The 23,563-nt window shown below is 69.5% G+C and carries 17 protein-coding genes and 1 pseudogene; 13 read left to right on the plus strand and 5 right to left on the minus strand.

Going from position 1 to position 23,563, the window contains the following annotated elements:
* The first annotated feature begins 42 nt into the window (after window positions 1–42).
* Complete coding sequence (locus ASD47_RS09980) at window positions 43–2,985, plus strand: hypothetical protein (protein WP_056755221.1); 2,943 nt, start codon at window positions 43–45, stop codon at window positions 2,983–2,985.
* A 15-nt stretch (window positions 2,986–3,000) separates the two neighbouring features.
* The gene (locus ASD47_RS09985) at window positions 3,001–3,561 is read left to right on the plus strand and encodes a sugar transferase (RefSeq protein ID WP_056755223.1); all 561 of its coding nucleotides are present in this window, start codon (window positions 3,001–3,003) and stop codon (window positions 3,559–3,561) included.
* A 54-nt stretch (window positions 3,562–3,615) separates the two neighbouring features.
* On the opposite strand, the gene ASD47_RS09990 is transcribed toward ASD47_RS09985, so the two are convergent.
* Both ASD47_RS09990 and ASD47_RS09995 read right to left on the minus strand, forming a co-directional pair.
* On the minus strand, window positions 3,616–5,058 hold the full coding sequence (locus tag ASD47_RS09990; protein ID WP_056755226.1) for a mannitol dehydrogenase family protein: 1,443 nt from the start codon (window positions 5,056–5,058) through the stop codon (window positions 3,616–3,618).
* Window positions 5,055–6,578 carry a UxaA family hydrolase gene (locus ASD47_RS09995; protein ID WP_056755228.1) on the minus strand — a complete coding sequence of 508 codons (1,524 nt, stop codon included), beginning with the start codon at window positions 6,576–6,578 and terminating at the stop codon, window positions 5,055–5,057. Before ASD47_RS09995 ends, ASD47_RS09990 begins: the two co-directional genes overlap by 4 nt.
* Window positions 6,579–6,725: 147 nt before the next feature.
* Here ASD47_RS09995 and ASD47_RS10000 point away from each other — a divergent pair, with 147 nt between their 5' ends.
* From ASD47_RS10000 to ASD47_RS10030, 7 genes are all read left to right on the plus strand, one after another.
* Window positions 6,726–7,820, plus strand: a complete 1,095-nt coding sequence (locus ASD47_RS10000; RefSeq protein ID WP_056755230.1) for a LacI family DNA-binding transcriptional regulator — start codon at window positions 6,726–6,728, stop codon at window positions 7,818–7,820.
* Window positions 7,821–7,922: 102 nt separating this feature from the next.
* On the plus strand, window positions 7,923–9,389 hold the full coding sequence (gene uxaC, locus ASD47_RS10005) for a glucuronate isomerase (protein ID WP_056755234.1): 1,467 nt from the start codon (window positions 7,923–7,925) through the stop codon (window positions 9,387–9,389).
* Between the two features lie 18 nt (window positions 9,390–9,407).
* On the plus strand, window positions 9,408–10,256 hold the full coding sequence (gene kduI, locus ASD47_RS10010) for a 5-dehydro-4-deoxy-D-glucuronate isomerase (RefSeq protein ID WP_056755238.1): 849 nt from the start codon (window positions 9,408–9,410) through the stop codon (window positions 10,254–10,256).
* Window positions 10,257–10,409: 153 nt separating this feature from the next.
* Entirely contained in the window at window positions 10,410–11,180 is a 771-nt protein-coding gene (gene kduD / locus ASD47_RS10015) for a 2-dehydro-3-deoxy-D-gluconate 5-dehydrogenase KduD (protein WP_056755241.1), read from the plus strand.
* 183 nt (window positions 11,181–11,363) lie between these two features.
* Window positions 11,364–14,093 (plus strand): phosphoenolpyruvate carboxylase, encoded by a 2,730-nt coding sequence (gene ppc, locus ASD47_RS10020; RefSeq protein WP_056755244.1) that lies wholly within the window; start codon window positions 11,364–11,366, stop codon window positions 14,091–14,093.
* Between the two features lie 561 nt (window positions 14,094–14,654).
* A complete protein-coding gene (locus ASD47_RS10025) occupies window positions 14,655–15,329 on the plus strand; it encodes a bifunctional 4-hydroxy-2-oxoglutarate aldolase/2-dehydro-3-deoxy-phosphogluconate aldolase (protein WP_056755249.1) in 675 nt (224 codons plus the stop codon).
* Window positions 15,330–16,436, plus strand: a complete 1,107-nt coding sequence (locus tag ASD47_RS10030; RefSeq protein WP_028037821.1) for a sugar kinase — start codon at window positions 15,330–15,332, stop codon at window positions 16,434–16,436. It begins immediately after the preceding gene.
* On the opposite strand, the gene ASD47_RS26615 is transcribed toward ASD47_RS10030, so the two are convergent.
* Complete coding sequence (locus ASD47_RS26615; RefSeq protein ID WP_156402191.1) at window positions 16,433–16,684, minus strand: hypothetical protein; 252 nt, start codon at window positions 16,682–16,684, stop codon at window positions 16,433–16,435. The two genes, ASD47_RS10030 and ASD47_RS26615, sit on opposite strands and share 4 nt — an antisense overlap.
* Window positions 16,685–17,380: 696 nt before the next feature.
* Between ASD47_RS26615 and ASD47_RS10035 the strand changes: the two genes are divergently transcribed.
* The 4 genes and pseudogenes from ASD47_RS10035 (at window position 17,381) to mrdA (ending at window position 21,896) form a co-directional block, all read left to right on the plus strand.
* Window positions 17,381–17,812, plus strand: coding sequence for a hypothetical protein (locus ASD47_RS10035; protein ID WP_230983791.1), 432 nt, complete (start codon window positions 17,381–17,383; stop codon window positions 17,810–17,812).
* Between the two features lie 230 nt (window positions 17,813–18,042).
* Window positions 18,043–19,415: pseudogene (locus ASD47_RS28200) on the plus strand (amidase family protein).
* Between the two features lie 70 nt (window positions 19,416–19,485).
* Window positions 19,486–19,677, plus strand: coding sequence for a hypothetical protein (locus ASD47_RS10050; protein WP_056755261.1), 192 nt, complete (start codon window positions 19,486–19,488; stop codon window positions 19,675–19,677).
* Window positions 19,678–19,925: 248 nt separating this feature from the next.
* Window positions 19,926–21,896, plus strand: coding sequence for a penicillin-binding protein 2 (gene mrdA, locus ASD47_RS10055; RefSeq protein ID WP_056755263.1), 1,971 nt, complete (start codon window positions 19,926–19,928; stop codon window positions 21,894–21,896).
* Between the two features lie 87 nt (window positions 21,897–21,983).
* On the opposite strand, the gene ASD47_RS10060 is transcribed toward mrdA, so the two are convergent.
* Complete coding sequence (locus ASD47_RS10060; RefSeq protein ID WP_056755266.1) at window positions 21,984–22,448, minus strand: heme-degrading domain-containing protein; 465 nt, start codon at window positions 22,446–22,448, stop codon at window positions 21,984–21,986.
* On the minus strand, window positions 22,445–23,482 hold the full coding sequence (locus tag ASD47_RS10065) for an oxidoreductase (protein WP_056755270.1): 1,038 nt from the start codon (window positions 23,480–23,482) through the stop codon (window positions 22,445–22,447). Before ASD47_RS10065 ends, ASD47_RS10060 begins: the two co-directional genes overlap by 4 nt.
* Window positions 23,483–23,563 lie beyond the last annotated feature (81 nt).

A 23,563-nucleotide genomic window follows, 5' to 3' on the forward strand; every position in this document is an offset into this window, starting at 1 on the left:
CATCCGGCCCCGAGCCGTTTCGCCCTGGGACTATGGCTGCGTATGAAGCCTAAGAAGCGCCAACCGCTTGATTTCACCGGCATTCCGATGGAGCCGCCGGTCGAGGACGCTGGTCGTCCGGCGCAGGCGGAAGTTCAGCCCGATCCGGATGCGCCGGTCAGCGAACCGGACCTCGATCTCGATATCGCCGCCGTCCCCGACGCGTCGCCCCCGCCGATTCTGGGCCGCGGTCCCCTGGACCTTGGCCCCGAGCCCGCGCCGGAACCCCTGCCCGAACCGGTTCCCGAAGCCCCTCGCGTCAGCGCCAGGCGCGGCTTCTTCGGCGCCTCCAAGTCCGCGCCCCAGCCGGTCACCGAGACGTTCGAGCCGGTTGAACCGCCAAAGGCCGATATCGCAACCCCCGAACCTGAAGCGGTGATCCAGCCGGGGTCGCCGCTCAAATCGAATTTCAAGCCGCCCGAGCCCGAGGCGGATCCCGCACCCTTCGCGCCGGCCCGTGGTCGACGCAGCGCGCCTGTCGAGGCTGAACCCCTGGCCCCGCTGCCCTCGTTCCTGACGGCGCCCGTGGCGACCCAGGCGGCTCAGCCACCGGCCCCGGTGGTCGAACCCGAGCCGCCCGCCGCCTCCAGGCGGTTCGAGGCGGCGGTCTCCAAGCCTCCCGAACCTCCGCCCGTCACGCCGTTGTCCACGGCCCGAGAAGGCAAGAAGCCGATGCCCGCGCCGCTGTTCTGGAGCCTGGCGGTCGCCGCCGCGGCGCTCTGGACGCTGGGGCCGATCACCTTCGCGCTGGGCTATGGCGCCGGCGTACCAGCCCTGAAGGTCGACCAGTTCGCTCTGATGGTGTTCGCCGCCCTGGCTGTGGGCCCGGCCGCCTTCACCCTGCTGGGCGCCTACATGCTGCGCCAGGCCATGGGGATCTCGGCCGAGCTGAAACACACCCGGATCATGACCGACCGCCTGGTCAGTCCGGCGGCCCTGGCCGCCGCCGGCGTCGAGGGCGTGGTCGGCGGCATCCGGGAACAGATCGACGCCGCGACGGTCGCCGCCGAGGCGGCGCGCGTACGGGTCCAGGAACTGCGGGAGGCCCTGGCCGAGGAGACCCTCGCCCTGGCCCAGACCACCAGCGAGTCGGCGCGGATGGTCCAGCAACTGTCCGAAGGCTTGGGTCACGAGCGCCAGGCCATGCACGCGCTGTCCACCACGCTGGACGCCCAGTCCACGGCCGTGGTCGACGCCATCGGCAGCCAGGCGCGTATGGTCGCCGAGGCGTCCGATCTGGCCGAGACCCAGCTTCGCGAGGCCGAGGCCGCCCTGGCCGCCCGCGCCGCCGACCTGGCCGCAGCCGCCGCCGAAGCGTCCGACGCCGCGCGGGTCGGGGCCGAGGATCTGTCGCGCCAGATCGCCCGCCTGGAGACCGCCGGCCAGGGCGTCGGCGACCAGATGAGCGCGGTCGAGCGCAACCTAGCGGCCCAGCGCGCCGCCCTGGTCGCCGCCAGCCAGTCGCTGCGCACCGACCAGGAGGACTTCGCCGCCGAGACCGAGACCCGCACCGCCCAACTGACCGAGTTCATCGGCCACACCCGGGCCGGCGCGACCGAGATGAGCGACATGGCGGCCATGGGCGCGGAGGTGCTGCGCGGCCTGATCGGCGCCGCGGCCCAGCAGTTGCGCGAGGTCGCCGAGACGGCCCGCGCCGAACGCGAGGCCCTGGCGGCCGAGACCTCCAGCGCCATCGCCGCCTTGGCCAGCGCCGCCGGCGGCCAGCGCGCCGATCTGGAAGGAGCCCTGATCCAGGCCATGAACGCCATGGCCGAGGCGGCTCGCAGAGCCAATGAAGGCGTCGAGCAGCGCGTCGAGGCCGCGCGCGTCCGCGTCGACCAGCTCAACGAGATCGCCTTCGCCGCCGGCCAGAAGGCCGACACGGTGTTCGAGTCGCGGATGGACGAGGCTCGTGACTTGATCGAGCAGTCGGCCCAGGTGGTCGAGCAGGCCGGCGCCCGCACGGCCCAGAAGTTGTCCGAAAGCGTCGAGACCGCGCGAGGCGCCATCGCCGAGATGGAGGCCATGCTGGCCGATGTCGGCCGTCGCACCGCCGACCTGCCGGCCGAGGCCCTGGCCCGCGCCAACGAGGCCCGGGCCCAGATCGAGCAGGGCATCGAAGACCTGCGGAGCGCGGCGCGGCGGACGGCCGAGGAGACCGCGGCGATCGACCAGGCGTTCCAGGAGCGTGTGCGCCGCAACTACGACATGCTCAGCGAGGCGGTCGTGCGCATGAACGCCGCCCCGCCCGCCGGCCCCTCCGCCGCGACGCCCTCCCGCGCGCCGCCGCCGCTGAGCCGCCAAGTGCAGGCCGCGCCACCGCAGCCGCCGCCCGTGCCGCCGCCGGCGCCCACGCTGGCCCCCAAGCCGGCCAACGAGCCCGGCGCCGAGGAGCCCAGTCTGCGTCCACGCCTGCGCCTGACACCCACAGCGACGGACGACGAGTTCCGCTCGGTGTTCGACGCGGCCGGCGGCCGCACGGCCGCGCCCGCGCCGCCCCCTGGCGACAGGCCGGAACCGCATGCCCAAGGGGGCGGCCTGTCGTGGCGCAACCTGCTGTCGGGCCTGGAAAGCGCGGCCCCGGGCGACGCCGCCCTGGGCGAGAAGATGGCCGGCGAGATCCTCGCCATGGGCATCGATCCGACCGCGCTGCTGCCGCGCGCCCGCATCGACGAGATCGCCGCCACGATCCAGACCCACGACGAAAGCGGCGCGCGCGAGGTGGTCAAGAAACTGGCCCCGGCCGCGATCCGACGCCTGGTGCGTCGCCTGTTCTCCGACGCGCCGCTGCGGGCCGAGGCCGAACGCTTCCTGCGTCGCTACGCCGGGATGATGGACGAGGCTTCCGAGCAGGATCGCGAAGGCTTCCTGGTGGCGGCCCTGCTGTCGTCGGACGCCGGCCGCGCCTACCTGCTGCTGGACGCCGCTTTCGGGGACCTGGCTTAAGAGAATGGGCCTGACGTGAAGCGCCTGTTCGATGCGGCGGCGTCCGGTGCGGCGCTGTTGCTGCTGGCGATCCCGCTGCTGACCCTGGCGGCGGTGGTGCGCCTGACTTCGCCGGGACCGGCCCTGCACTGGTCCCAACGCGTGGGCCGCCACAACGTGCTGTTCGCCATGCCCAAGTTCCGCACCATGCGGATCGACGCCCCGCAGGTCGCCACCCATCTGCTGGAGAACCCCGACCGCTGGCTGACGCCGCCCGGCGCCTTCCTGCGCCGGACCAGCCTGGACGAGCTGCCGCAGCTGTGGAGCGTCCTGGTCGGCGACATGAGCCTGGTCGGGCCCCGGCCGGCGCTGTTCAACCAGGACGACTTGGTGGCGCTGCGCACGGCGGCGGGCGTCGAGGCGCTGCGGCCCGGCGTCACCGGCTGGGCGCAGATCAACGGCCGCGACGAGGTGTCGATCCCGGAAAAGGTGGCGCTGGACGCCGAATACCTGCGCCGCCAGGGGTTCTGGTTCGACCTCAGGATCCTGGCCGCGACCGTGCTGCCGGTGGTCACGGGCAAGGACGTGACGCGGTGACAAGGGCTAGGCCCTGACAGGGGCAGGCGCGGGCGCCTGCCCCTGTCAGGGCTCCTAGGCCAGCTCGCCGTACGCCTTCTCCAGCGCCGCCACGAACGTCGCGTTGGCGGTCAGGTCGCGGTTGAACACCGGCTCCAGCTTCAGGAACTGGGCGACGTCCGCCCTGGCGTCGCCGGTGCAGGCGGCGGCGGTTTCGACCAGGCGATCGGCCAGCGGATCGACGATCTTGACGCCCTCGGCCGCGCGGCGGCGGACGAAGTGCATCCAGGCGGCCAGGGGCAGGGCCAGGCGATCGACCGGGCGGCCAGCCTCCAAGGCGTCGGCGACCGTGCCGAGGATGCGGAACGGCAGCTTCTGCGAGCCGTCCCAGGCGATCTGGCTCAGCAGGTGGCGGATCTCGGGATTGCGGAACCGGCCGAGGATGGCCTGGGCGTAGGCCAGGAGATCCAGGCCGCGCGGCGCGGTCAGGGTCGGGATGATGTCCTGGACCATCAGGTCCTCGGCGAGCTTGGCCAGGTCCGGATCGCTGATCGCCTCGAACACCGTCTCGTGGCCTTTCAGCAGGCCGGCATAGGCGATGGTCGAGTGGACGCCGTTCAGGAGCCGCAGCTTGGCGCGCTCGAAGCCGCGCACGTCGTCGGTCAGGGTGACGCCGACGCTGGCCAGGTCCGGCGCGTCCGGTCCCAGCACGTCCTCGACCACCCATTGGGTGAAGGCCTCGCGCTGGATCGGCCAGGCGTCGGTCAGGCCCGTGGCCGCCTCGACCCGGGCGCGCAGGGCGTCGTCGGTGGCGGGGGTGATGCTGTCGACCATGGTGCGGGGGAAGCGGCCTTCGGCCTCGATCCAAGCGGCGAGTGCGGGGTCGATCGACTCGGCGAAGGCGACGACAGCCGCCTTCAGCCGCCAGCCGTTGTCGGCGAGGTTGTCGCAGGCCACGACGGCGTAGGGCGGCAGGCCGGCCTGGTGGCGGCGGCGCAGGCCCTCGACGATATAGCCGACCGCGCTGATCGGTTCGCGCGGATGGGCCAGGTCGTGGACGATGTCGGGGTGGGCGAGGTCCAGCTTGCCGTCGCCGGTCAGGCAGTAGCCCTTCTCGGTGACCGTCAGGGTGACCATGCGGGTGGTCGGAGCAGCCAGGCGGGCGAAGACCGACGGCGGATCCTCGGGCGCGACCAACACCTCCAGGATCGAGCCGACCACGCGGAAGGTGGTCTCGGCGTCCAACTGGGCCAAGGTGTAGAGGCCGTCCTGCGGCTGCAGGGCGTCACGGACGCCCGGGCTCTTCAACGACACGGCGCATAGGCCCCAGCGCGGATCCTGGGCCAGCAGTTGGTCGAAATAGAACGCCTGGTGGGCGCGGTGGAAGGCGCCGGGGCCGAAATGCACCACGCCGACCGTGACTTTGTCGCGGTCATAGGCGGGCAGGGCGACGCCGGGGACGGCGGCCGGATAGCTGACGGCGTTGAGGCGGAGCGGACGGGAAAGGGTGTCGGTCAAAGGGTAACGCCTTGTTTCCAGATGGCGATTTCACGCTCGCCGTTGAGTTCGGCCTTGGTGGGTTGGCCTGAGGCGGTGGCCACCACCAGATCCATCAGGGAGTCGGCCGCCGCGTCCATGGTCTGGCCGGCCAGCACCACTCCGGCGTCGAAGTCGATCCAGCCCGGCTTGCGGGCGGCGAGAGCCGAGTTCGAGGCGATCTTCAGGGTGGGGGCGGGGAAGCCAAGCGGGGTGCCGCGGCCCGTGGTGAACAGGATCACCGTCGCGCCGGCGGCCGTCAGGGCGGTGGACGAGACCGCGTCGTTGCCCGGCGCCTCCAGCAAGGTCAGGCCATGCGGGCCGACCTGCTCGCCGTAGCGCAGCACCTCGACCAGCGGCGCGCGACCGCCCTTCTGCACCGCGCCCAGCGACTTTTCCTCGAGCGTGGTAATGCCGCCGGCGATGTTGCCGGGCGAGGGGTTCTCATAGATCGGCTGGTGGTTGTCGATGAAGTAGCGCTTGAAGTCGTCAATGACCTCAACGGCCTCGTCGAAGACCTCCCGCGAGGCGGCGCGGGCCAGCAGCACCCCTTCGGCGCCGAACACTTCAGGGATCTCGGTCAGCACCGGGGTGCCGCCGGCGTCGGAGACCTTGTCGGCGATGCGCCCCACCAGGGGATTGGCGGTGACACCCGAAAAGCCGTCCGAGCCGCCGCATTTCAGGCCCACCACCAGGTCCGACAGAGGAGCGGGCTCGCGGCGGTCGCGCTCGGCGATGGCGACCAAGGCTTCCACGGCGTCCAGGCCGTCCTCCAGTTCGTCCTCGACCATCTGGGTCGTGAACGAACGCAGGCGTTCCGGATCCAGGCCCGGGGCCGAGTCCAGCAGCGCCTTCAACTGGTTGTTCTCGCAGCCCAGGCCCAGGATCAGCACGCCGCCGGCGTTGGGGTGGGCGGCCAGGCCCGCGATCAGCTTGCGGGTGTGGGTGAGGTCGTCGCCCAGCTGCGAGCAGCCGAAGGGGTGGGGAAAGGCGAAGACGCCGTCGACGCGGCCGGCGAAGCGGGCGTTGGCCTTCTCGGCGATGCGCCGGGCGGTGTTGGCCACGCAGCCGACGGTGCACAGCACCCAGATCTCGTTGCGCGTGCCGACCCGGCCGTTCTTGCGGCGATAGCCCAGGAAGGATCCGGCCGGCGCCGGCGCGTGCGGCTCCAGGTGGACTTTGGCGTAGGCGAAATCCTCGACGCCCGACAGGCGGGTTTCGACGTTGTGGATGTGCACGTGATCGCCGACCGCGATATCGGCCGTGGCGCGACCGATGGGCCAGCCGTATTTGAGCACGTCTTCGCCTTCGCCGACGGCGCGCACGGCGATCTTGTGGCCCTTGGGGATGTCGGCGCGAGCCGCGATCGTCTGCCCGTGCAGGTTCAGCGTCTCGCCGGCGACGAGGTCGCGCAACGCCGTCGCCACGTGATCGCGGGGATCGACGCCGTGGATCGATTCGGCGGGACTGGCGGTGGTGTCGCCTATCAAAGCCTTGGCCATTGAACCTTTTCGTGCTGCCATCCCCCGTCTGTAAGGCGGGGAAACCGGTGTCACCATAGGGCAATTGCGTCCGGTGGTGCATTTGTAGCGACGCCGATCCCGGTAGAGTATGACAAAACCCGACAACGATCGCCGCATGGAAACGCTTTGACCTCGTCCAAGACCCCTTCGCCGGACGCCGATGGCGTGGAAATCGACGCCGGCCTGGAGGCTGGCCTCGAAGGCGGCCGCAAGCGCGCGACCATCAACGACATCGCCCGCCTGGCCGGCGTGTCGAAGAAGACCGTCTCGCGGGTCATCAACCAGTCGCCTTTCGTGCGCGACGAGACCCGCGAACGCATCGAGGCGGTGATCGCCGAGTGGGGCTACGCCCCCGATCCTCAGGCTCGAGGCCTGGCCTTCCGCCGCTCGTTCCTGATCGGCATGATCTACGACAACCCCAACCCGCAATATGTCGTGAACATGCAACTGGGCTTGCTGGACGGCATCCGGGGGTCGGGCTTCGAGCTGGTGGTGCACCCCTGCGACCGCGCCAGCCCGACCTTCCTGCAGGACATCCGCACCTTCGTCGAGCGCCAGAAGCTGTTCGGCGTGGTGCTGCCGCCCTCGGTTTCGGAGGACGAGCGGGTCGCCAAGCTGCTGCGCGAGATCGGCTGCGAATATATCCGCATCGCCTCGGTCGAGCTGGACAAGCCCGAGCACATGATCGTCGGCCACGACCGCCTGGGCAGCGAGGCGATGGGCGCTTACCTGGTTGAGCTGGGCCATCGCGAGATCGGCTTCATCAGCGGCCTGCCCAGTTTCCGGTCGTCGCACGAGCGGCGAGGGGGCTTCGAGGACGCCTTGAACAAGGCCGGCCTGCAGCTGAAGCCTGACTACGTGGTCCAGGGCGCCTACACCTTCGAGTCCGGCCTGGCCTGCGGCGAGCAGCTGCTGGCCAAGACGCCGCGGCCCACGGCGATCTTCGCCGGCAACGACGAAATGGCCGCCGGCGTGCTGCAGGCCGCGCGCCGGGCCGGGCTGCAGGTGCCCGCCGACGTGACGGTGGTCGGCTTCGACGACTTCCAGATCGCCCAGGCGGTCTGGCCGCCGCTGACCACGATCCACATCCCGACGCGCGAAGTGGGCCGGATCGCCGCCGAGAAGCTGATCGGCGCGGAGGCTCGCGAGAAACGCGATCCCAACAACACCATCCCCTATCTGGTCGTCCGGGAGTCGTCGGGCGCCCCGCCCGTGGGTTAGGATCGCCGGCGCTTTGGCTTGCCAGGCGCCATGACACCGGTTACCAAGCGCGTCGAAAACGGCCTGCCAAAGCCGTCGGCGGAGTAGGGAGTAAGAAGCGCCATGACCCGGCCCCTGGTATTTTCCGACGACCGCCTGTTTCCGGCCGACGAACGCACGCGCGGTATCGCCCGGGCGCTGTACGGCCAGGTCAAGGGCCTGCCGATCATCAGTCCGCACGGTCACACCGACCCGGCCTGGTTCGCGACCAACGCCCCGTTCGAGGACGCCACCGACCTGCTGCTGGCGCCGGACCACTACCTGTTCCGCATGCTCTACAGCCAGGGCGTCAGCCTGGACGCCCTGAAAGTGCGGTCCAAGGCCGGCGTGCCCGACACCGACCCGCGCGAGGCCTGGCGGCTGCTGGCCAGCAACTTCCATCTGTTCCGCGGCACGCCATCGTGGCTGTGGCTCAACCACGTGTTCAGCCAGGTGTTCGGCCTGAAGGTGTTCCTGGGCGCCGAGACCTCGGACCTCTACTTCGACACCATCAACGAGGCGCTGGCCACGGAGGCCTTCCGTCCTCGCGCCCTGTTCGACCGCTTCAACATCGAGACCCTGGCCACCACCGAGGGCCCGCAGGACAGGCTTGAGCACCACAAGGCCATTCGCGAGAGCGGCTGGGGCGGCCACGTGGTCACCGCCTATCGCCCGGACGCGGTGATCGACTTCGAGGACGAGCGTTTCGGCCGCGCGTTCGAGCGCTTCGCCGAGGTCTCCGGCCAGGACGTCACGACCTGGAAGGGCTATCTGGAAGGTCACCGCGTGCGCCGCCAGGCCTTCATCGCGGCCGGCGCCACCTCGTCCGACCACGGCCATCCGACCGCCGCCACCGCCGACCTGTCCGAAACCGACGCCGAAGCCCTGTTCCAGAGCCTGCTGAAGGGCGAGGTCACCCCGGCCAAGGCCGAACTGTTCCGCGCCCAGATGCTGACCGAGATGGCGCGCATGAGTCTGGACGATGGCCTGGTCATGCAGATCCACCCCGGCTCGCACCGCAACCACAATGTCGGTCTTCTGGCGTCGCATGGCCGCGACAAGGGCGCCGACATTCCGATGCGCACCGAATATGTCGAGGCGCTCAAGCCGCTGCTGACCAAGTTCGGCAATGATCCGCGCCTGTCGATCATCCTGTTCACCCTGGACGAGACCGTCTACAGCCGCGAACTGGCGCCGTTGGCCGGCCACTATCCGGTGCTGAAGCTGGGCCCGTCCTGGTGGTTCCACGACAGCCCCGAGGGCATGATGCGGTTCCGCGAGCAGGTCACGGAGACCGCCGGCTTCTACAATACCGTCGGCTTCAACGACGACACGCGGGCCTTCCTGTCGATCCCCGCCCGCCACGACGTGGCCCGCCGCGTCGACAGCGCCTTCCTGGCCCGCATGGTCGCCGAGCACCGGATGGACGAGGTCGAGGCCGCCGAGCTGATCGTCGACCTGACGTACAACCTGCCTAAGAAGGCCTACAAGCTCGACCAGCGTCCCAGCTGGGCGCGGCCTGTCCAGCCGATCAAACACGCCGCCGAATAGATTTTCCGGAGTCTCCTGATGTTCACCAAAACCTACCACGCCACCCACCCGGACATGATGTACGCGGTCAGCAACGACGACCTGCGCGATCGCTACCTGATGGACGGCCTGTTCGCCGCCGACGACATCGTGCTGCACTACAACCACGCTGAACGCTTCGTGATCGGCGGCGCCGCGCCGGTGTCCAAGGGCGTGAAGCTGCCCGACCAGACCGAGCCCGCCTCGGCCGCCGGCCATCCGTTCCTGGAGCGCCGCGAGCTGGGCGCGATCAATGTCGGCGGCGGCAAGGGCAAGGTCACGGTCGATGGCGTCGTCTACGACATCGAGCCGCGCGACGGCATCTATGTGACCATGGGCGCCAAGGAGGTGGTGTTCGAGAGCCTCGACGCCGCCAACCCGGCCCGCTTCTACATCACCAGCCTGCCGGCCCACGCCGCCTTCGAGACCAAGAAGCTCGAATTCGCCAACGCCATCCCGATGGAGCGGGGCGCGCTGGAGACCTCCAACGAGCGCACCATCTACCAGTACATCGTGCCGACCACCTGCAAGTCGGCCCAACTGCTGCTGGGCATGACCGTGCTGAAGCCGGGCAGCGTCTGGAACACCATGCCGCCCCACCTGCATGACCGCCGCTCGGAAGCCTATTTCTACTTCGGGCTGGGCGAGAACGATCGGGTCTTCCACTACATGGGCGAGCCGGACGAGATGCGTCACATCGTGATCGCCAACGAAGAGGCCGTGATGAGCCCGCCGTGGTCGATCCACATGGGCTCGGGCACCTCGAACTACACCTTCATCTGGGCGATGGGCGGGGAGAACCTCGACTATACCGACATGAACGTGCTGGACATCTGCCAGCTGAAATAGGGGCGGGGACCGTCCGGCTTCCTTTCGGCTGTCACCCTGGCCATAGCGAAGCAACGAACAGGGACCGCTACGACCACAGGCGTTCGTGGCGGTCCCGGGGCGGCCTTTGAAGCCATCCGGGGTGACAAGATTCAGGATCAGGAAGCACGCACCATGGCCAATCCGTTCAGCCTCGAAGGCAAGGTCGCCCTCGTCACTGGCGCCAACACCGGTCTCGGCCAGGCCGTGGCCGTGGCGCTCGCCGAAGCGGGCGCGGACATCGCCGCCGCCGGCCGCAGCGCCCCGACCGAGACGCAAGGCCTCGTGGAGGCCACGGGCCGGAAGTTCCTGTCGATCAAGGCCGATTTCGGCTCGATCGAGCCGGTCCAGCGGGTGGTCGACGAGACCGTCGCCGCCTTCGGCAAGGTCGACATCCTGGTCAACAACGCCGGCATCATCCGCCGCGCCGACAGCATCGACTTCTCCGAGGCCGACTGGGACGCCGTGATGGACACCAACCTGAAGGTCGTGTTCTTCCTGACCCAGGCCTTCGCCAAGCAGGTCCTCAAGCAGGGCGGCGACACGGCCAGCATCGGAAAGATCATCAACATCGCCAGCCTGCTGTCCTTCCAGGGCGGCATCCGCGTGCCGTCTTATACGGCCAGCAAGAGCGGCCTGGCGGGCCTGACCAAGATCCTGGCCAACGAGTGGGCGTCCAAGGGCATCAACGTCAACGCCATCGCGCCGGGATACTTCGACACCAACAACACCGAGGCGCTGCGCAACGACGCCGACCGCAACGCCTCGATCCTGGCCCGCATCCCGGCCGGCCGCTGGGGCCAGCCGGGCGACCTGGGCGGGGCCGCCGTGTTCCTGGCTTCCCAAGCCGCGGACTATGTCCAGGGCATTACCTTGCCCGTCGACGGTGGATGGCTGGCCCGCTAGAGGCAGGAATCTGCGCAAAAGCGAATTTGGTACCGGAACCATTGCGCCGGCCGCCTTTTCGCGATCTGCAAAGCGCGGTAAGGGCGCCGCTACGGCAGTGCGGGTGCGACATCCGCCTGGCGGTTCGTTCGTTCTTTCCCTGTTGAGCCGTCGCGGTTTCGCGCCGGTCGCGGAGTTTCGCGCATGCCCCTGTCGCTGGACCTGTCGTCGCCTGGTGATCGGCCCACCAGCCGCCACGTGCGACAGAACGCCAACCTGCTCAGCGACCTGCTGAACGAGGCCATCGCTTATCTGGACGGCGAGGACGCGGCCAAGCTGGTGGCCACGGCCCGCAGCGCCGCCTCGCAGGAGACGCCGGACGGCGAGGCCCCGCGCCTGGATCACCTGTTCGCCGACCTCTCCAGCGACCAGGCCATCTTCCTGGCCCGGGCGCTGGCCAGCCACTCGATGCTGGCCAATATCGGCGAGGACGTCGCCGGTCGCCGCCGCCACGCCGAGGGCGACGCCAAGCCTGGCGACGAGCGCCCCCGCACCCTGGTCGACGCCGTCAAGGCCCTGGTGGCCGAGGGCAAGTCGCCGGCCGAGCTGACCAAGGCCTTCGCGGCCATGAACGTGGTCCCGGTGCTGACCGCCCACCCGACCGAGGTGCGCCGCCGCAGCATGGTCGACCGCGAGACCGAGATCTCGCGCCTGATGGCCCTGCGCCGCCACCACCTGCCGCCGGACCTGGACGCCGACATCCGCGAGCGCCTGTTCCGCGAGATCGCCCTGATGTGGCGAACCCGGCTGTATCGCCCCGAACGGATCACCGTGAAGGACGAGATCCGCAACGCCCTGTCGATCGTCCGCACCTCGATCTTGCCGGCGGTCATCGACCTCTATGCCGACTGGTCCCAGCAGATCGGCCAGCACGGCCAGATGGCCCCGCTGCTGAAGATGGGCTCGTGGCTGGGCGGCGACCGCGACGGCCATCCCGGCGTCAACGGGGACACCCTGAAGCTGGCCCTGGCCTCGCAGGCCCGGGTGATCCTGGACTGGTACGCGGGCGAGGTCCGCAAGCTGTGGTCCAACCTGGCGGTCTCCACAGCCTATACGCCGGTCTCTGAGGAACTGCGCGCCCTGGCCGCGCAGACCCGGGATCCGTCCGTTCACCGTCTCGACGAGCCGTATCGCCTGGCGTTGGAGCTGATCTTCGACCGTCTGTCGGCGGTGTCCCAGAAGCTGACCAATCAGTGGGTGGCCTTCGCCACCAGCCGCACCGACGTCGAGCCGTACGGCCATCCGGACGCCTTCGTCGCTGACCTGAAGATCGTCATCGACAGCCTGGAGCGCAACGGCGGCGAGCGGCTGGTCGGCTCGGCCCTGCGCACCCTGGTCGAGGTGGCCCAGGCCTGCGGCTTCCACCTGATGAGCCTGGACCTGCGCCAGAACGCCGACGTCCACGAGCGGACGCTGCACGAGCTGTTCCAGCGGGCCGGCACCGGCGTGAAGTATCTGGATCTCGACGAGGAGGCCCGGTCCAAGCTGCTGATCAGCGAGCTGTCGCACCAGCGGCCGCTGGTCTCGCCGTTCACCGCCTATGGCGAGGAGACGACGCGCGAGTTGGCCACCATGGAGGCCGCCGCCCAGATGGTCCGCGACTACGGCCACGGCTGCATCGGCGCCTATGTGATCTCCAAGTCGGCGACCCTGTCGGACATCCTCGAGCCGCTGGTCCTGCTCAAGCAGGTGGGTCTGGTCTGGGGCGGGGCGGCGCCGCGCGCCTCGGTCAAGATCAGTCCGCTGTTCGAGACCATCGGCGACCTGGAGAACGGTCCGCGGGTGCTGCGCCAGTGGCTGGAGCTGCCGCTTTCCCGCACCATCCTGGGCGACCGGCCGGTGCAGGAGATCATGCTCGGCTATTCCGACAGCAACAAGGACGGCGGCTACGTGGCCAGCCGTCGGGGCGTGGCGCGCGGCGCCTCGGCCCTGGCCTTCGAGGCTGAGCGAATGGGTGTCGGGCTTCAACTGTTCCACGGCCGGGGCGGCAGCGTCGGGCGGGGCGGGGGACCGGCCGCCGAGGCCGTGCTGGCCCAACCAGCCGGCACCGTCCAGGGCCGCATCCGCATGACCGAGCAGGGCGAGATGATCGCCCGCCGCTTCGGCGACCAGCCCACCGCCCGCCGCAACCTCGACGGCCTGGCCGCCGCGGTGCTGATGGCCAGCGAGCGCGAGGCTCATCGTCCCGATCCCAAGGTCGAGGCGGCGATGACCGCCCTGGCCGAGGCCTCGTTCCACGGCTTCCGGGCCCTGGTGTACGACGATCCGGCCTTCGAGGACTTCTTCTGGTCGGCCACCCCGATCGGCGAGATCGTCGGGCTGAACATCGGCAGCCGGCCGGCCAGCCGCACCGCCAGCCGCAAGATCGAGGACCTGCGGGCCATTCCCTGGGTGTTCAGCTGGTCGCAGGCCCGCTTCATGCTGCCCGGCTGGTACGGCTTCGCCTCGGGCGTCGAGCGGGCCGGGCTGTCGACCGGACAGCTGCAGGACCTGGCCGGCGGCTTCGACTTCTTCGGGGCCCTGCTGTCGAACATGGAACTGGCCCTGGCCCAGAGCCACATGGGCATCGCGGCCCGGTACAAGGACCTTTCCCCGAACAAGGCCGACGCCCAGCGGATCTTCGACGCGATCCAGCGCGAGCACGACAGCGCCCGGCAGATCGCCCTGGCGATCCGCGGCGGCTCGGCCCTGCTGGACAACCAGCCGGAGCTGGCGGAGTCGGTGGCCCTGGCCGGGCTGTCGGTCGATCCGCTGAACCACTTGCAGCTTGAACTCCTGGCCCGCCGCCGGGCCGGCGACCAGGACGAGAACGTGCGCCTGGCCATCCAGCTGACCGTGGCCGGCATCGCGGCGGGACTGCGCAACACGGGGTGAGGCGCCGCCGGGGACACGCCCTTGCGGCGTGTCCCCTATCCTCGGCGCTCGATGGGGACACGCCGCAAGGGCGTGTCCCCAGCCCCCATTTTTGTTACCCGCGTCAAAATGGAGAACAACGTTTTGACGCCGCTTGCACAAGGCGTCGCTTCGGAGTAGATTCCTCGATGACACCGGTGGCAAAGTGGCCTGGCCAATCTACCGCCGGTTTCACCTGACGTTTTGGACCGGCCTGTCCGGGCCTGGGCGTCCGCGGCTCTTTCAGAGTTCGCTCCTGCGCAAAACTTTCGGGCGTCGGGCTCCGGCCCGGCGCCCTTTATTTTGAGAGCTCGACCGCGCCTGCGACGATCGGAAAATCGCCGGGCGCGAGCGGATGGAAACGAAGGACGACAGACGAGCGAGCAGGCAGGACACGAATTGACGTTGGGGGAGCCCTCCGGTGTGGCGTCCGCCCGCAACGCGGTCTAAACGGTCGCCCAGCGCCGGACGCGGCGAAATCTTCCACGCCGAGGCCCTCTCGCGGGGCCGCACGCAAGATCGATCCTTTGAGGAGCAGTACTGATGGTGAAAGACCGCATGGCCGTTCTGACGGCGCTGATGGACCAGGGCGTCATCCCGGTTTTCTATCACCCGGACGTCGAGGTCTGTAAGAACGTGATCCAGGCCTGCGCCGACGGCGGCGCCCCCTGCATCGAGTTCACCAACCGCGGCGACTTCGCCAGCCACGTCTTCTACGAAGTCACCCGTCACTTCGACCAGGCCGATCCGCGCGTGATCATGGGCGTGGGCTCGATCGTCGACGCCCCGACCGCCGGCATCTACATCGCCAACGGCGCCAAGTTCGTGGTCGGCCCGATCCTCAACGCCGACGTCGCCAAGGTCTGCAACCGCCGCAAGATCCCGTATTCGCCGGGCTGCGGCTCGGCCTCGGAAATCTCCTACGCCGAGGAACTGGGCTGCGAGATCGTCAAGGTGTTCCCGGGTTCGTCGGTCGGCGGTCCCGATTTCGTCAAGGCCGTGCTGGGCCCGATGCCCTGGACCCGCATCATGCCGACGGGCGGCGTCGATCCGGACGAGGCCTCGGTCAAGAAGTGGTTCGGCGCGGGCATCGTCGCCGCCGGCATGGGTTCCAAGCTGATCACGCCTGAGATGCTGGACGCCAAGGACTATGCGGGCATCTCCAAGAAGGTCCGCGAGACGGTTGATCTGATCAAGAAGGTTCGTGGGAAGGCCTAAATGACCGACAATATCCTCAACATCCGCCCGGCTTCGGAAACGAAGTGGGATTGCGCGTCCTTCGGTGAAGTGATGCTGCGCTTCGACCCCGGCTTCGGCCGGGTTCGCAATGCTCGCCAGTTCAACGTCTGGGAAGGCGGCGGCGAATACAACGTCGCCCGCGCCTTCAAGAAGTGCTGGGGCAAGCGCTCGACCGCCGTCACCGCCCTGCCGGTGAACGACCTGGGCTGGCTGGTCGAGGATCTGATGATGCAGGGCGGCGTCGACACCTCCCACGTCATCTGGCGCGACTTCGACGGCCTGGGCCGCAACACCCGCGTCGGCCTGAACTTCACCGAAAAGGGCTTCGGCGTTCGTCCGGCTCTGGGCTGCAGCGACCGGGGTCACTCGGCCGCCTCGCAGATCCGTCCCGGCGAAGTGAACTGGGAAAAGCTGTTTGGCGAAGAAGGCGTGCGCTGGTTCCACACCGGCGGCATCTTCGCGGCCCTGGCCAGCAACACCGCCGAAGCCGTGATCGAGGCCGTCGAGGTGGCCCGCAAGTACGGCACGGTGATCTCCTACGACCTCAACTACCGCGCCAGCCTGTGGAAGTCGCAGGGCGGCAAGGAAGGGGCCCAGAAGGTCAACCGCCACATCGCCCAGTACGTGGACGTGATGATCGGCAACGAAGAAGACTTCACCGCCTGCCTGGGCTTTGAAGTCGAGGGCCTGGACGAGCACATCAGCTCGATCGACCCGGCCAACTTCAAGAAGATGATCCAGACGGCGGTGAAGGAGTTCCCGAACTTCAAGGTCGCCGCCACCACCCTGCGCAACGCCAAGACCGCCTCGGTCAACGACTGGTCGGCGATCCTGTACGCCGGCGGCGAGTTCTACGCCTCGATGATGCGCGAGAACCTCGAGATCTACGACCGCGTCGGCGGCGGCGACGGCTTCGCCTCGGGCCTGGCCTTCGGCTTCATGGAAGGCAAGGGTCCCCAGGCCGCCGTCGAGTACGGGGCGGCTCACGGCGCCCTGGCCATGACCACCCCCGGCGACACCTCGATGGTGCGCCAGGCCGAGGTCGAGGCCGTGATGAAGGGCAAGGGCGCGCGGGTCATCCGCTAGTCCCCGGCCTCGTCGGCGGAACCAGCAGAGCCCCCGGCCGCAAGGCCGGGGGCTTTTTGCTGGGCGACGGCCACCTGCGCGGCTTGCTCCGCCATCCTGGCATATTCCCGCGTCGTCTTGAACTTGGCGATCTTCCGCATGACGGCGCGGCGGAGCTGGGCGAAGCGGACCGGTGTCCATTCGGGATCTAGGGGGCGACGCTCCGGGTTGTTCTTACGAGCGGCGGCGCGGGTTCGACTTCTCGGCATCAGGGTCTCCACTGGCTTGGGGGCGCGGGCCGGCCGCCTCACGCGGAAGGCCGCTGAAGGTGTGGGGAGGGCTGCGGAGCGCCGGGCTGGGCCCGGAAGCTTTTGTAGAAATACCGTTTCGACTCAGACCAACGCTCCGCGCGGTCGTTATCCGGAAGCGCCCGGCGGGCGGCGTTATTGGCGCCTCGCCGATTGAAGCCTCCGGCGGGCGGGCGAGGCCCACGAAGCCCCGTCCCGTGCGGCGGGCGTCACCACCCGCCTTCGCCCTCGCCAGCCCTAGCACCCCACGCCGTTTTTGTGTTCCAGGCCCGGCCGGCTCCAGAGGGATGCAGGTCGCGGTCCGCCTTGGGGGCAAACCGCCGCCGACGAGCGCTACCCGCTCGACCGCACCTCAAGGCCGCGAAGGTCGCAGGCCTTAGCGCCCTCCCCATCGCCTTGTGGTGCAGTGATTATGCGCCGGCGTGAGAGGGGGAGGATAAGTGCGTTCGGGGCGTTGAATTCGTTGAGGAACCACGCCGTGAGCGATGGGAGGATTTTTCTCCACGCGCTCTTGATGGCGCGTTGGAGCGCCGCTGCGTCCTGCGCTTGTTTCCCCATGGATGCAATCTAGGCTTTCGGCTGAACTTTGTTCGCCTTAATGTTTATCCGGCTCGCTGGCCACCCCTGCCCAAACGTCTGACTTTCATGGAGGAAAGCGTGAAGTCTCTCACCCTGGCGCGCAATGCGATGAACTTCATCGTCGGCTATCTCCCCGCGCGGACCTTGAGCTACACCTCGTACTGCGCGGCCGTGATCAAGCTGCAGAACGGCAACCGGGCGGTGCTGGTCACCGAGGCGGGCGCCAGCGCCAGCGGCATAACCGGCACACTGCTCAGCCAGATGGAGACCGCGCTCCACGTCCCGGTCCTGGGCGGCGCCTCGCCGACGCCCGGCCAGGGCACCTGGCACATGAACGACGCCGAGCAGCAGGCGCTGGCGGTGTTCTCCTCGGCCGTCCAGGGCGGCGGCGTGTGGCAGGGGGCCGTGCTCAAGGCCGTGGTCGCCAACCGGGCCATCTGCCCCAGTTGCACCTATACGCTCCAGCAGCACGGCTTCGCCGTGAACGGGGCCGAGGCGGTGGCGCCGTAGGCGGACGGGCGGTCAGCCATCCTTCCGCACTGCCGTAGGCGGACGGGCGGTCAGCCATCCTTCCGCACTTCGGATTTGGGGCCGAATGGTTTGAGTTCAAGTCTTGGCGAACGCCGTTTTATGCGTAGCTTTCAGAGCCCTTGAACCGAAAAGGGCCCCAAGCCATGCCGCAATCGAACACCACGCTCGCCACGGCGAGCGCGACGCAGCTCGCCGCCGCCGTACGCGCCATGTCCGTCAGCGCCCTGGAGCTGGCCGACGCGGCGATCGCCAGGATCGAGGCGCTGGACGGACCGATCAACGCGGTGGTCGTGCGCGACTTCGACCGCGCCCGCGACCAGGCCCGGCAGGTCGACCAGGCCTTGGCGGATGGCGCCGACCTGCCGCTGGCCGGCGTGCCGATGACCGTGAAGGAGTGCTTCAACATCGCCGGCCTGCCGACCACCTTCGGCCTGGAGACGGCGCGAAACTACCGGCCGACCGAGGACGCCGTCGCGGTCCGGCGCCTGAAGGCGGCGGGCGCGGTCATCCTGGGCAAGACCAACGTGGCGGCCGGCCTGGCCGACTACCAGGTCGACAATCCGATCTATGGTTGCACCGGCAATCCTCATGACCTGTCGCGATCGCCGGGCGGGTCCTCGGGCGGGTCGGCCGCGGCCCTGCCGCCGGCATGGTGCCCCTGGAGCTGGGTGGCGACGCCGGCGGGTCGATCCGCATCCCGGCGGCGTTCTGCGGCGTCTATGGGCATCTGTCGTCGTTTCCGCTGATCTCCCTGGAGGACCACGGACCGCCGGGGGGCGGGATTATCGTGGGGCGGGCCTGGGCCGCCGCCGGGCCGATGGCCCGCACCGCCGCCGACCTCGACCTGGCGCTGAAGGTGCTGTCGGGGCCGGAAGGACGCGACGCCACGGCCTACCGCCTGGCCTTGCCTGCTCCTCGCCACGGCCGGCTCGCGGACTATCGCGTCTTCGTCCTGACCGAACACCCGACCGCGGCGGTCGACGACGAGATCGTCGCCGCCATCGACGACCTGGCCACAGTGCTGGAGACGGCCGGGGCGTCGGTGTCGCGCCACAGCGTGTTGCTGCCGTCCCTGGCCGACTCCCAGGCCCTGGTCGAGAAATTCGCCTGGACCTACAAGACCGGCATGAGCCCCGACGCGCCCGAGCCTCGGGCGACGATCAAGGACTATCACGACTGCCTGGTCGCCCAGGAGGTGCTGCGGCGCGCCTGGGACGTCTTCTTCCGGTCCTTCGACGTGGTGATCGCGCCTTGCTACGCCACGGCGGCGTTTCCGCCGTTCCCCGGGTCGAACCCCTGGCCGGGGGCGAACCGGACTCTGCGGATCAATGGCGCCGAGGTTCCTTTCAGGCCGCAGACCGCCTGGCCGTTGATCGCCGGCATGCCGCACCTGCCGGCCACCGCCGCCCCGATCGGCCGCACGCGGGACGGCCTGCCGATCGGGGCGCAGTTCATCGGGCCGTTCCTGGAGGATCTGACGACGATCGCCTTCGCCGGGCAGGTCTCGACGGCCTTGGGGATCACGGCCGAGATCGCCGCCGTCGGCGTCGGTGAAGGTGTCCGATTTGGAGAGTTTGCATAAAGCTCTCATGAAAGTTGTGAAGCGCCTGCTTCTGTGTCAGGGTTCGCCGGCAACAAGGAAAGGGCGTTTCATGCGTATCTTCCTGTACATTCTGGGTTTTCTCGTCGCGGCGGCCGTGGCCGTGCTGCCCTGGATCCTGATTTCCCCGATCACCTTCGTCACGGTCCTGGTCTCCGTGGCCGGGGTGGCGATGATCGTCCTGCTGATCGTCGGCCTGGTGAAGGGCTGGGGCATCAGCCTGCAGGTCGGCGGCGGAACCTGAACCGTCGGGGACAGGCCCATGGGCCTGTCCCCGACGTGTTTCCAGATCGGCGGGACGTTCACGCAAATGTTGTTCGCCGTGGCCAGGCCGGGCCATTGACGGCGACGTTCGCAGGTCCACTCTGGCGGTGGATCAACCCTAGCCTGCGGCCATCCCACCACCATGATTCTCCTGGCCGCCGCGACCTCGTCGCGTTGTCGAGCGACACTGCTTGAGCCTGTCGTCCTGCCCGCCCGTGTGGCGGCGCGATGAGCGAGCCGGCGATCTTCTTCTCCGAGGTCAACGAACGGCAGGGCATGTTCCACCGCCGCGCGTTCCTGATGGGCGGGCTGGCGGCGACCGGCCTGCTCGCGCTCGGCGGTCGGCTGGCCCAGCTGCAGCTGGTCGAGGCCCGGCGCTATCAGAAGCTTTCGGCCGGCAACCAGTTCAACTACCGCCTGACGCCGCCGCCGCGCGGGGCGATCTACGACCGCAACGGCGTGGTCCTGGCCTCCAACCGCCCCAACTTCCGCCTGCTGGTGACCAAGGACACGGGCTTCGACGCCTCCGCGACCCTGGACGAGCTGGCCTTGCTGGTCCCCATCGATCCGGCCCGCCGCGGGCGGCTGCTCAAGGATCTGGCCCACGCGCCGAAGAAGGCGCCGGTGGCGGTGATGGAGGACATGACCTGGGAGGAATTCTCCCGGGTCAATATCCGCGCCCCGGAGCTGCCGGGGGTGACCGCCGACATGGGCGAGGTGCGGGTCTATCCGTTCGGCGGGGCCTTCGCCCATGTGATCGGCTATGTCGCCAAGGTCTCCGACCGCGATCTCGACAAGGCCAAGGACGACCCGACCCAGGACCAGGCCCTGTTGCACCATCCGGGCTTCCGGATCGGCAAGCTGGGCGTGGAAAAGGCCTTCGACGGCCCCTTGCGCGGCCATGCGGGCGCCAACAAGGCCGAGGTCGACGCCCAGGGCCGCACGGTGCGCCTGGACCCGGAGGGCGACATCCCGGCCAAGCCCGGCGCCGACATCCGCCTGACCCTGGACGCCGACATCCAGAACCGGGCCCTGGAGGTGATGGGCGACGAAAGCGGGGCCATCGTGGTCATGGACTGCCGCAACGGCGACCTGCTGGCCATGGCCTCGGCCCCCAGCTTCGACGCCAACCGCTTCGTCAAGGGCCTGTCGGGACCGGAGTATCGGGCGCTGGCCGAGTACGAGCGCAAGCCGCTGCTGGACAAGGTGATGACCGGCACCTATCCGCCCGGCTCGACCTTCAAGCCGACCGTGGCCATGGCGGCCCTGACGGCGGGGGTGGACCCTACCGAGCGAGTGCTGTGCACCGGCGGCTGGGCGTTCGGCGGCCGGGTCTGGCACTGCCACAAGAAGGGCGGCCACGGGGTGCAGGACATGCACGCCGCCATCAAGAACAGCTGCGACGTCTATTTCTACCAGATGGCCCTGCGCATCGGCCCCGATCCGATCGCCGCCGCGGCCAAGGCCTTCGGCTATGGCGGGACCTTCGACATCGGCATACCGGGCCAGAAGAAGGGCCTGGTCGGCTCGCGCGACTGGAAGAAAACCGCCTTCAAGCGCGACCCGGTCTGGCATCCGGGCGATAGCGTGCCGTACGGCATCGGCCAGGGCTATATCAACGTCAACGCCCTGCAACTGGCGGTGATGACCGCGCGGCTGGCCAATGGGAAGAAGGCGCTCAACCCGCGCCTGGTCAAGTCGGTCGGCGGCGTCGAGCAGCCGCACGGCGACGCGGTGCCCGACCTGCCGTTCAGCCAGGCGCACCTGGAGATCGTGCGGGCCGGCATGGCGGCGGTGGCCAACGATCCGACGGGCGGGGCCTTCAAGCAGAGCCAGCTGGGCCTGGGCGACGTGAAGATGGCTGGCAAGACCGGCACCGCCCAGGTGCGCCAGTACGCGGCCGGGGCCTCGCGCAGCAACCAGGGGATCACCTGGCGGCTGAAGGACCACAACCTGTTCATCGCCTTCGCCCCCTACGACGCCCCCCGCTACGCCCTGTCGGTGATCATCGAGCACGGCGGCCAGTTCGGCTCCAGCGCCGCCGCGCCGCGGGCCCGCGAGGTGATGCGGGTGGCCCTACTGAAGGACCCGGAGATCCGAGCGCGGATCGAGCGCCCGACCCCGCTGCCCGACGCGCCGGACGAGGGGGAGGGGGACGTCGGCGCCGCGGATGCGCTGGGGATCGAAGGCGAGGGCTGAGCGGGCTGGGGACACGCCCTTGCGGCGTGTCCCCAGTCTTGGCGCCGTGGATGCGGACGGGGACACGCCGCAAGGGCGTGTCCCCAGTCACCCGAGCATCCGCTCCAGCACCTCGACCACCAGCGCATGATCCTCCACCTGCGGCAGGCCCGAGACGGTGATCGCGCCGATGCAGCCCAGGCCCGCCAGGGCCAGCGGAAAGCCGCCGCCGTGGGCCGCGTGGTCCCTGAGCGAGAGGCCGTAGCGCTGCTCCAGGGTCTCGCCCGAGGCCTTCAGCTTCAGGCCCACGGCGAGGGTGCTGGTGGCCAGGGTCAGGACCGTGTTGCGCTTGCGGCGCACCCAGTCGGCGTTGTCCGGCCCCGCGCCCGGCAGGGCGGCGTGGAACAGCGGGCGGTCGCGCAGGCTGATGTCGATGGCCACGGGCGCGGCGCGGGCCAGGGCGGCGTCGCGCAGGGCGGTTCCCAGGGTCCAGGCGTCCTCAAGCGTGAAGCGCTGGAACACCAGGGCCTTTTCCTGGGCGGCGATGGCGGCCAGCCGCTCGGCGTCGGTCACAGCGACAGCTCCCGGCCTTCGGCGGCGCTGCGCTGGGCCAGGTCGATCAGCGTCATCACCGCCAGGGCCTGGTCCGGCGGGACCGGATTGGGTCCATGGCCCGACAGGGCGTCGCGGATGGCGGCGTAGTAGGCCAAGTAGTCGCCCGGGACGCCCGCGACCTCGCGGCTGGCCGTCCCGTCGCCATCAGGGGTAGTCAGGGTTCCGGGCTGAGGATCGGCGCCCCAGCCCTGCGACCCAGGGACGACGCCGGCCTTCAGGGCGTTCTCCTGTTGGTCCAGGCCCTGCTTGACGAAGCTGCCCTTCGTCCCGTGCACGGCCATCCGCAGGCGCGAGTCGATGGTCATCTGGCTGGCGTGCAGCAGCACCCGCAGGCGCGGATAGCGCAGCACCAGGTGGAAATAGTCCGGGGCCTGGCCGCCGTCCTTCTGCACCGCCAGGTCGGCCTGGATCGCCTGGGGCGGGCCGAACAGCTGGAGGGCCTGGTCGATCAGGTGCGGGCCCAGGTCCAGCAGGGCGCCGGCTCCGGGCTTCTCGCGCCAGCGGTCGCGGACCACCGGGCGGAAGCGGTCGAAATGGCTCTCGTACTGCACGACCTCGCCCAGCGCCCCGTCGGCGATCAGCGCCCGGAGGGTCCGGAAGTCGCTGTCCCAGCGGCGGTTGTGGAACACGCTCAGCAGCTTGCCGGCCCGCTGGGCGTGGTCGACCAGAGCGCGCGCCTCGTCCAGGGCGGCGGCGAACGGTTTGTCGATGACCACGGCCTTGCCGGCGTCCAGCGCCGCGTGGGCCTGGGGCGCGTGCAGTGGGTCGGGGGTCGCGATCACCACCAGGTCGATCTCGGCGTCGGCCAGGGCGGCGTCGAGGTCGGGCGCGACCTTCACCGCCGAGTGGTCGGCCAGGACCTTGGCCGGGTCGCTGGACACCACCGTGTGCAGCAGCAGGCCGGGCGTGGCGGCGATCAGCGGGGCGTGGAAGGTCTTGCCGACGAAGCCGTAGCCGACCAGGGCGACCTTGAAGGGGAGGGGGGAAGACATGCGGATCTTATAGCCCTCTCCCATGGGGAGAGGGAGGGGCCCATGCGCAGCATGGGAGGGTGAGGGGGTAAACCGTTGGAC

The sequence above is a fragment of the Caulobacter sp. Root1472 genome (genome assembly GCF_001426985.1).
Classification (GTDB): domain Bacteria; phylum Pseudomonadota; class Alphaproteobacteria; order Caulobacterales; family Caulobacteraceae; genus Caulobacter; species Caulobacter rhizosphaerae.

Bases quoted from the DNA above. Each gene is read 5' to 3' on its own strand.
- ASD47_RS09980 (WP_056755221.1), top strand. From the start codon at position 43: ATGAAGCCTAAGAAGCGCCAACCGCTTGATTTCACCGGCATTCCGATG.
- ASD47_RS09995 (WP_056755228.1), bottom strand. From the start codon at position 6,578: ATGGCCAAGGCTTTGATAGGCGACACCACCGCCAGTCCCGCCGAATCG.
- uxaC (WP_056755234.1), top strand. From the start codon at position 7,923: ATGACCCGGCCCCTGGTATTTTCCGACGACCGCCTGTTTCCGGCCGAC.
- kduI (WP_056755238.1), top strand. From the start codon at position 9,408: ATGTTCACCAAAACCTACCACGCCACCCACCCGGACATGATGTACGCG.
- kduD (WP_056755241.1), top strand. From the start codon at position 10,410: ATGGCCAATCCGTTCAGCCTCGAAGGCAAGGTCGCCCTCGTCACTGGC.
- ppc (WP_056755244.1), top strand. From the start codon at position 11,364: ATGCCCCTGTCGCTGGACCTGTCGTCGCCTGGTGATCGGCCCACCAGC.
- ASD47_RS10025 (WP_056755249.1), top strand. From the start codon at position 14,655: ATGGTGAAAGACCGCATGGCCGTTCTGACGGCGCTGATGGACCAGGGC.
- ASD47_RS10030 (WP_028037821.1), top strand. From the start codon at position 15,330: ATGACCGACAATATCCTCAACATCCGCCCGGCTTCGGAAACGAAGTGG.
- ASD47_RS26615 (WP_156402191.1), bottom strand. From the start codon at position 16,684: ATGCCGAGAAGTCGAACCCGCGCCGCCGCTCGTAAGAACAACCCGGAG.
- ASD47_RS10050 (WP_056755261.1), top strand. From the start codon at position 19,486: ATGCGTATCTTCCTGTACATTCTGGGTTTTCTCGTCGCGGCGGCCGTG.
- mrdA (WP_056755263.1), top strand. From the start codon at position 19,926: ATGAGCGAGCCGGCGATCTTCTTCTCCGAGGTCAACGAACGGCAGGGC.
- ASD47_RS10065 (WP_056755270.1), bottom strand. From the start codon at position 23,482: ATGTCTTCCCCCCTCCCCTTCAAGGTCGCCCTGGTCGGCTACGGCTTC.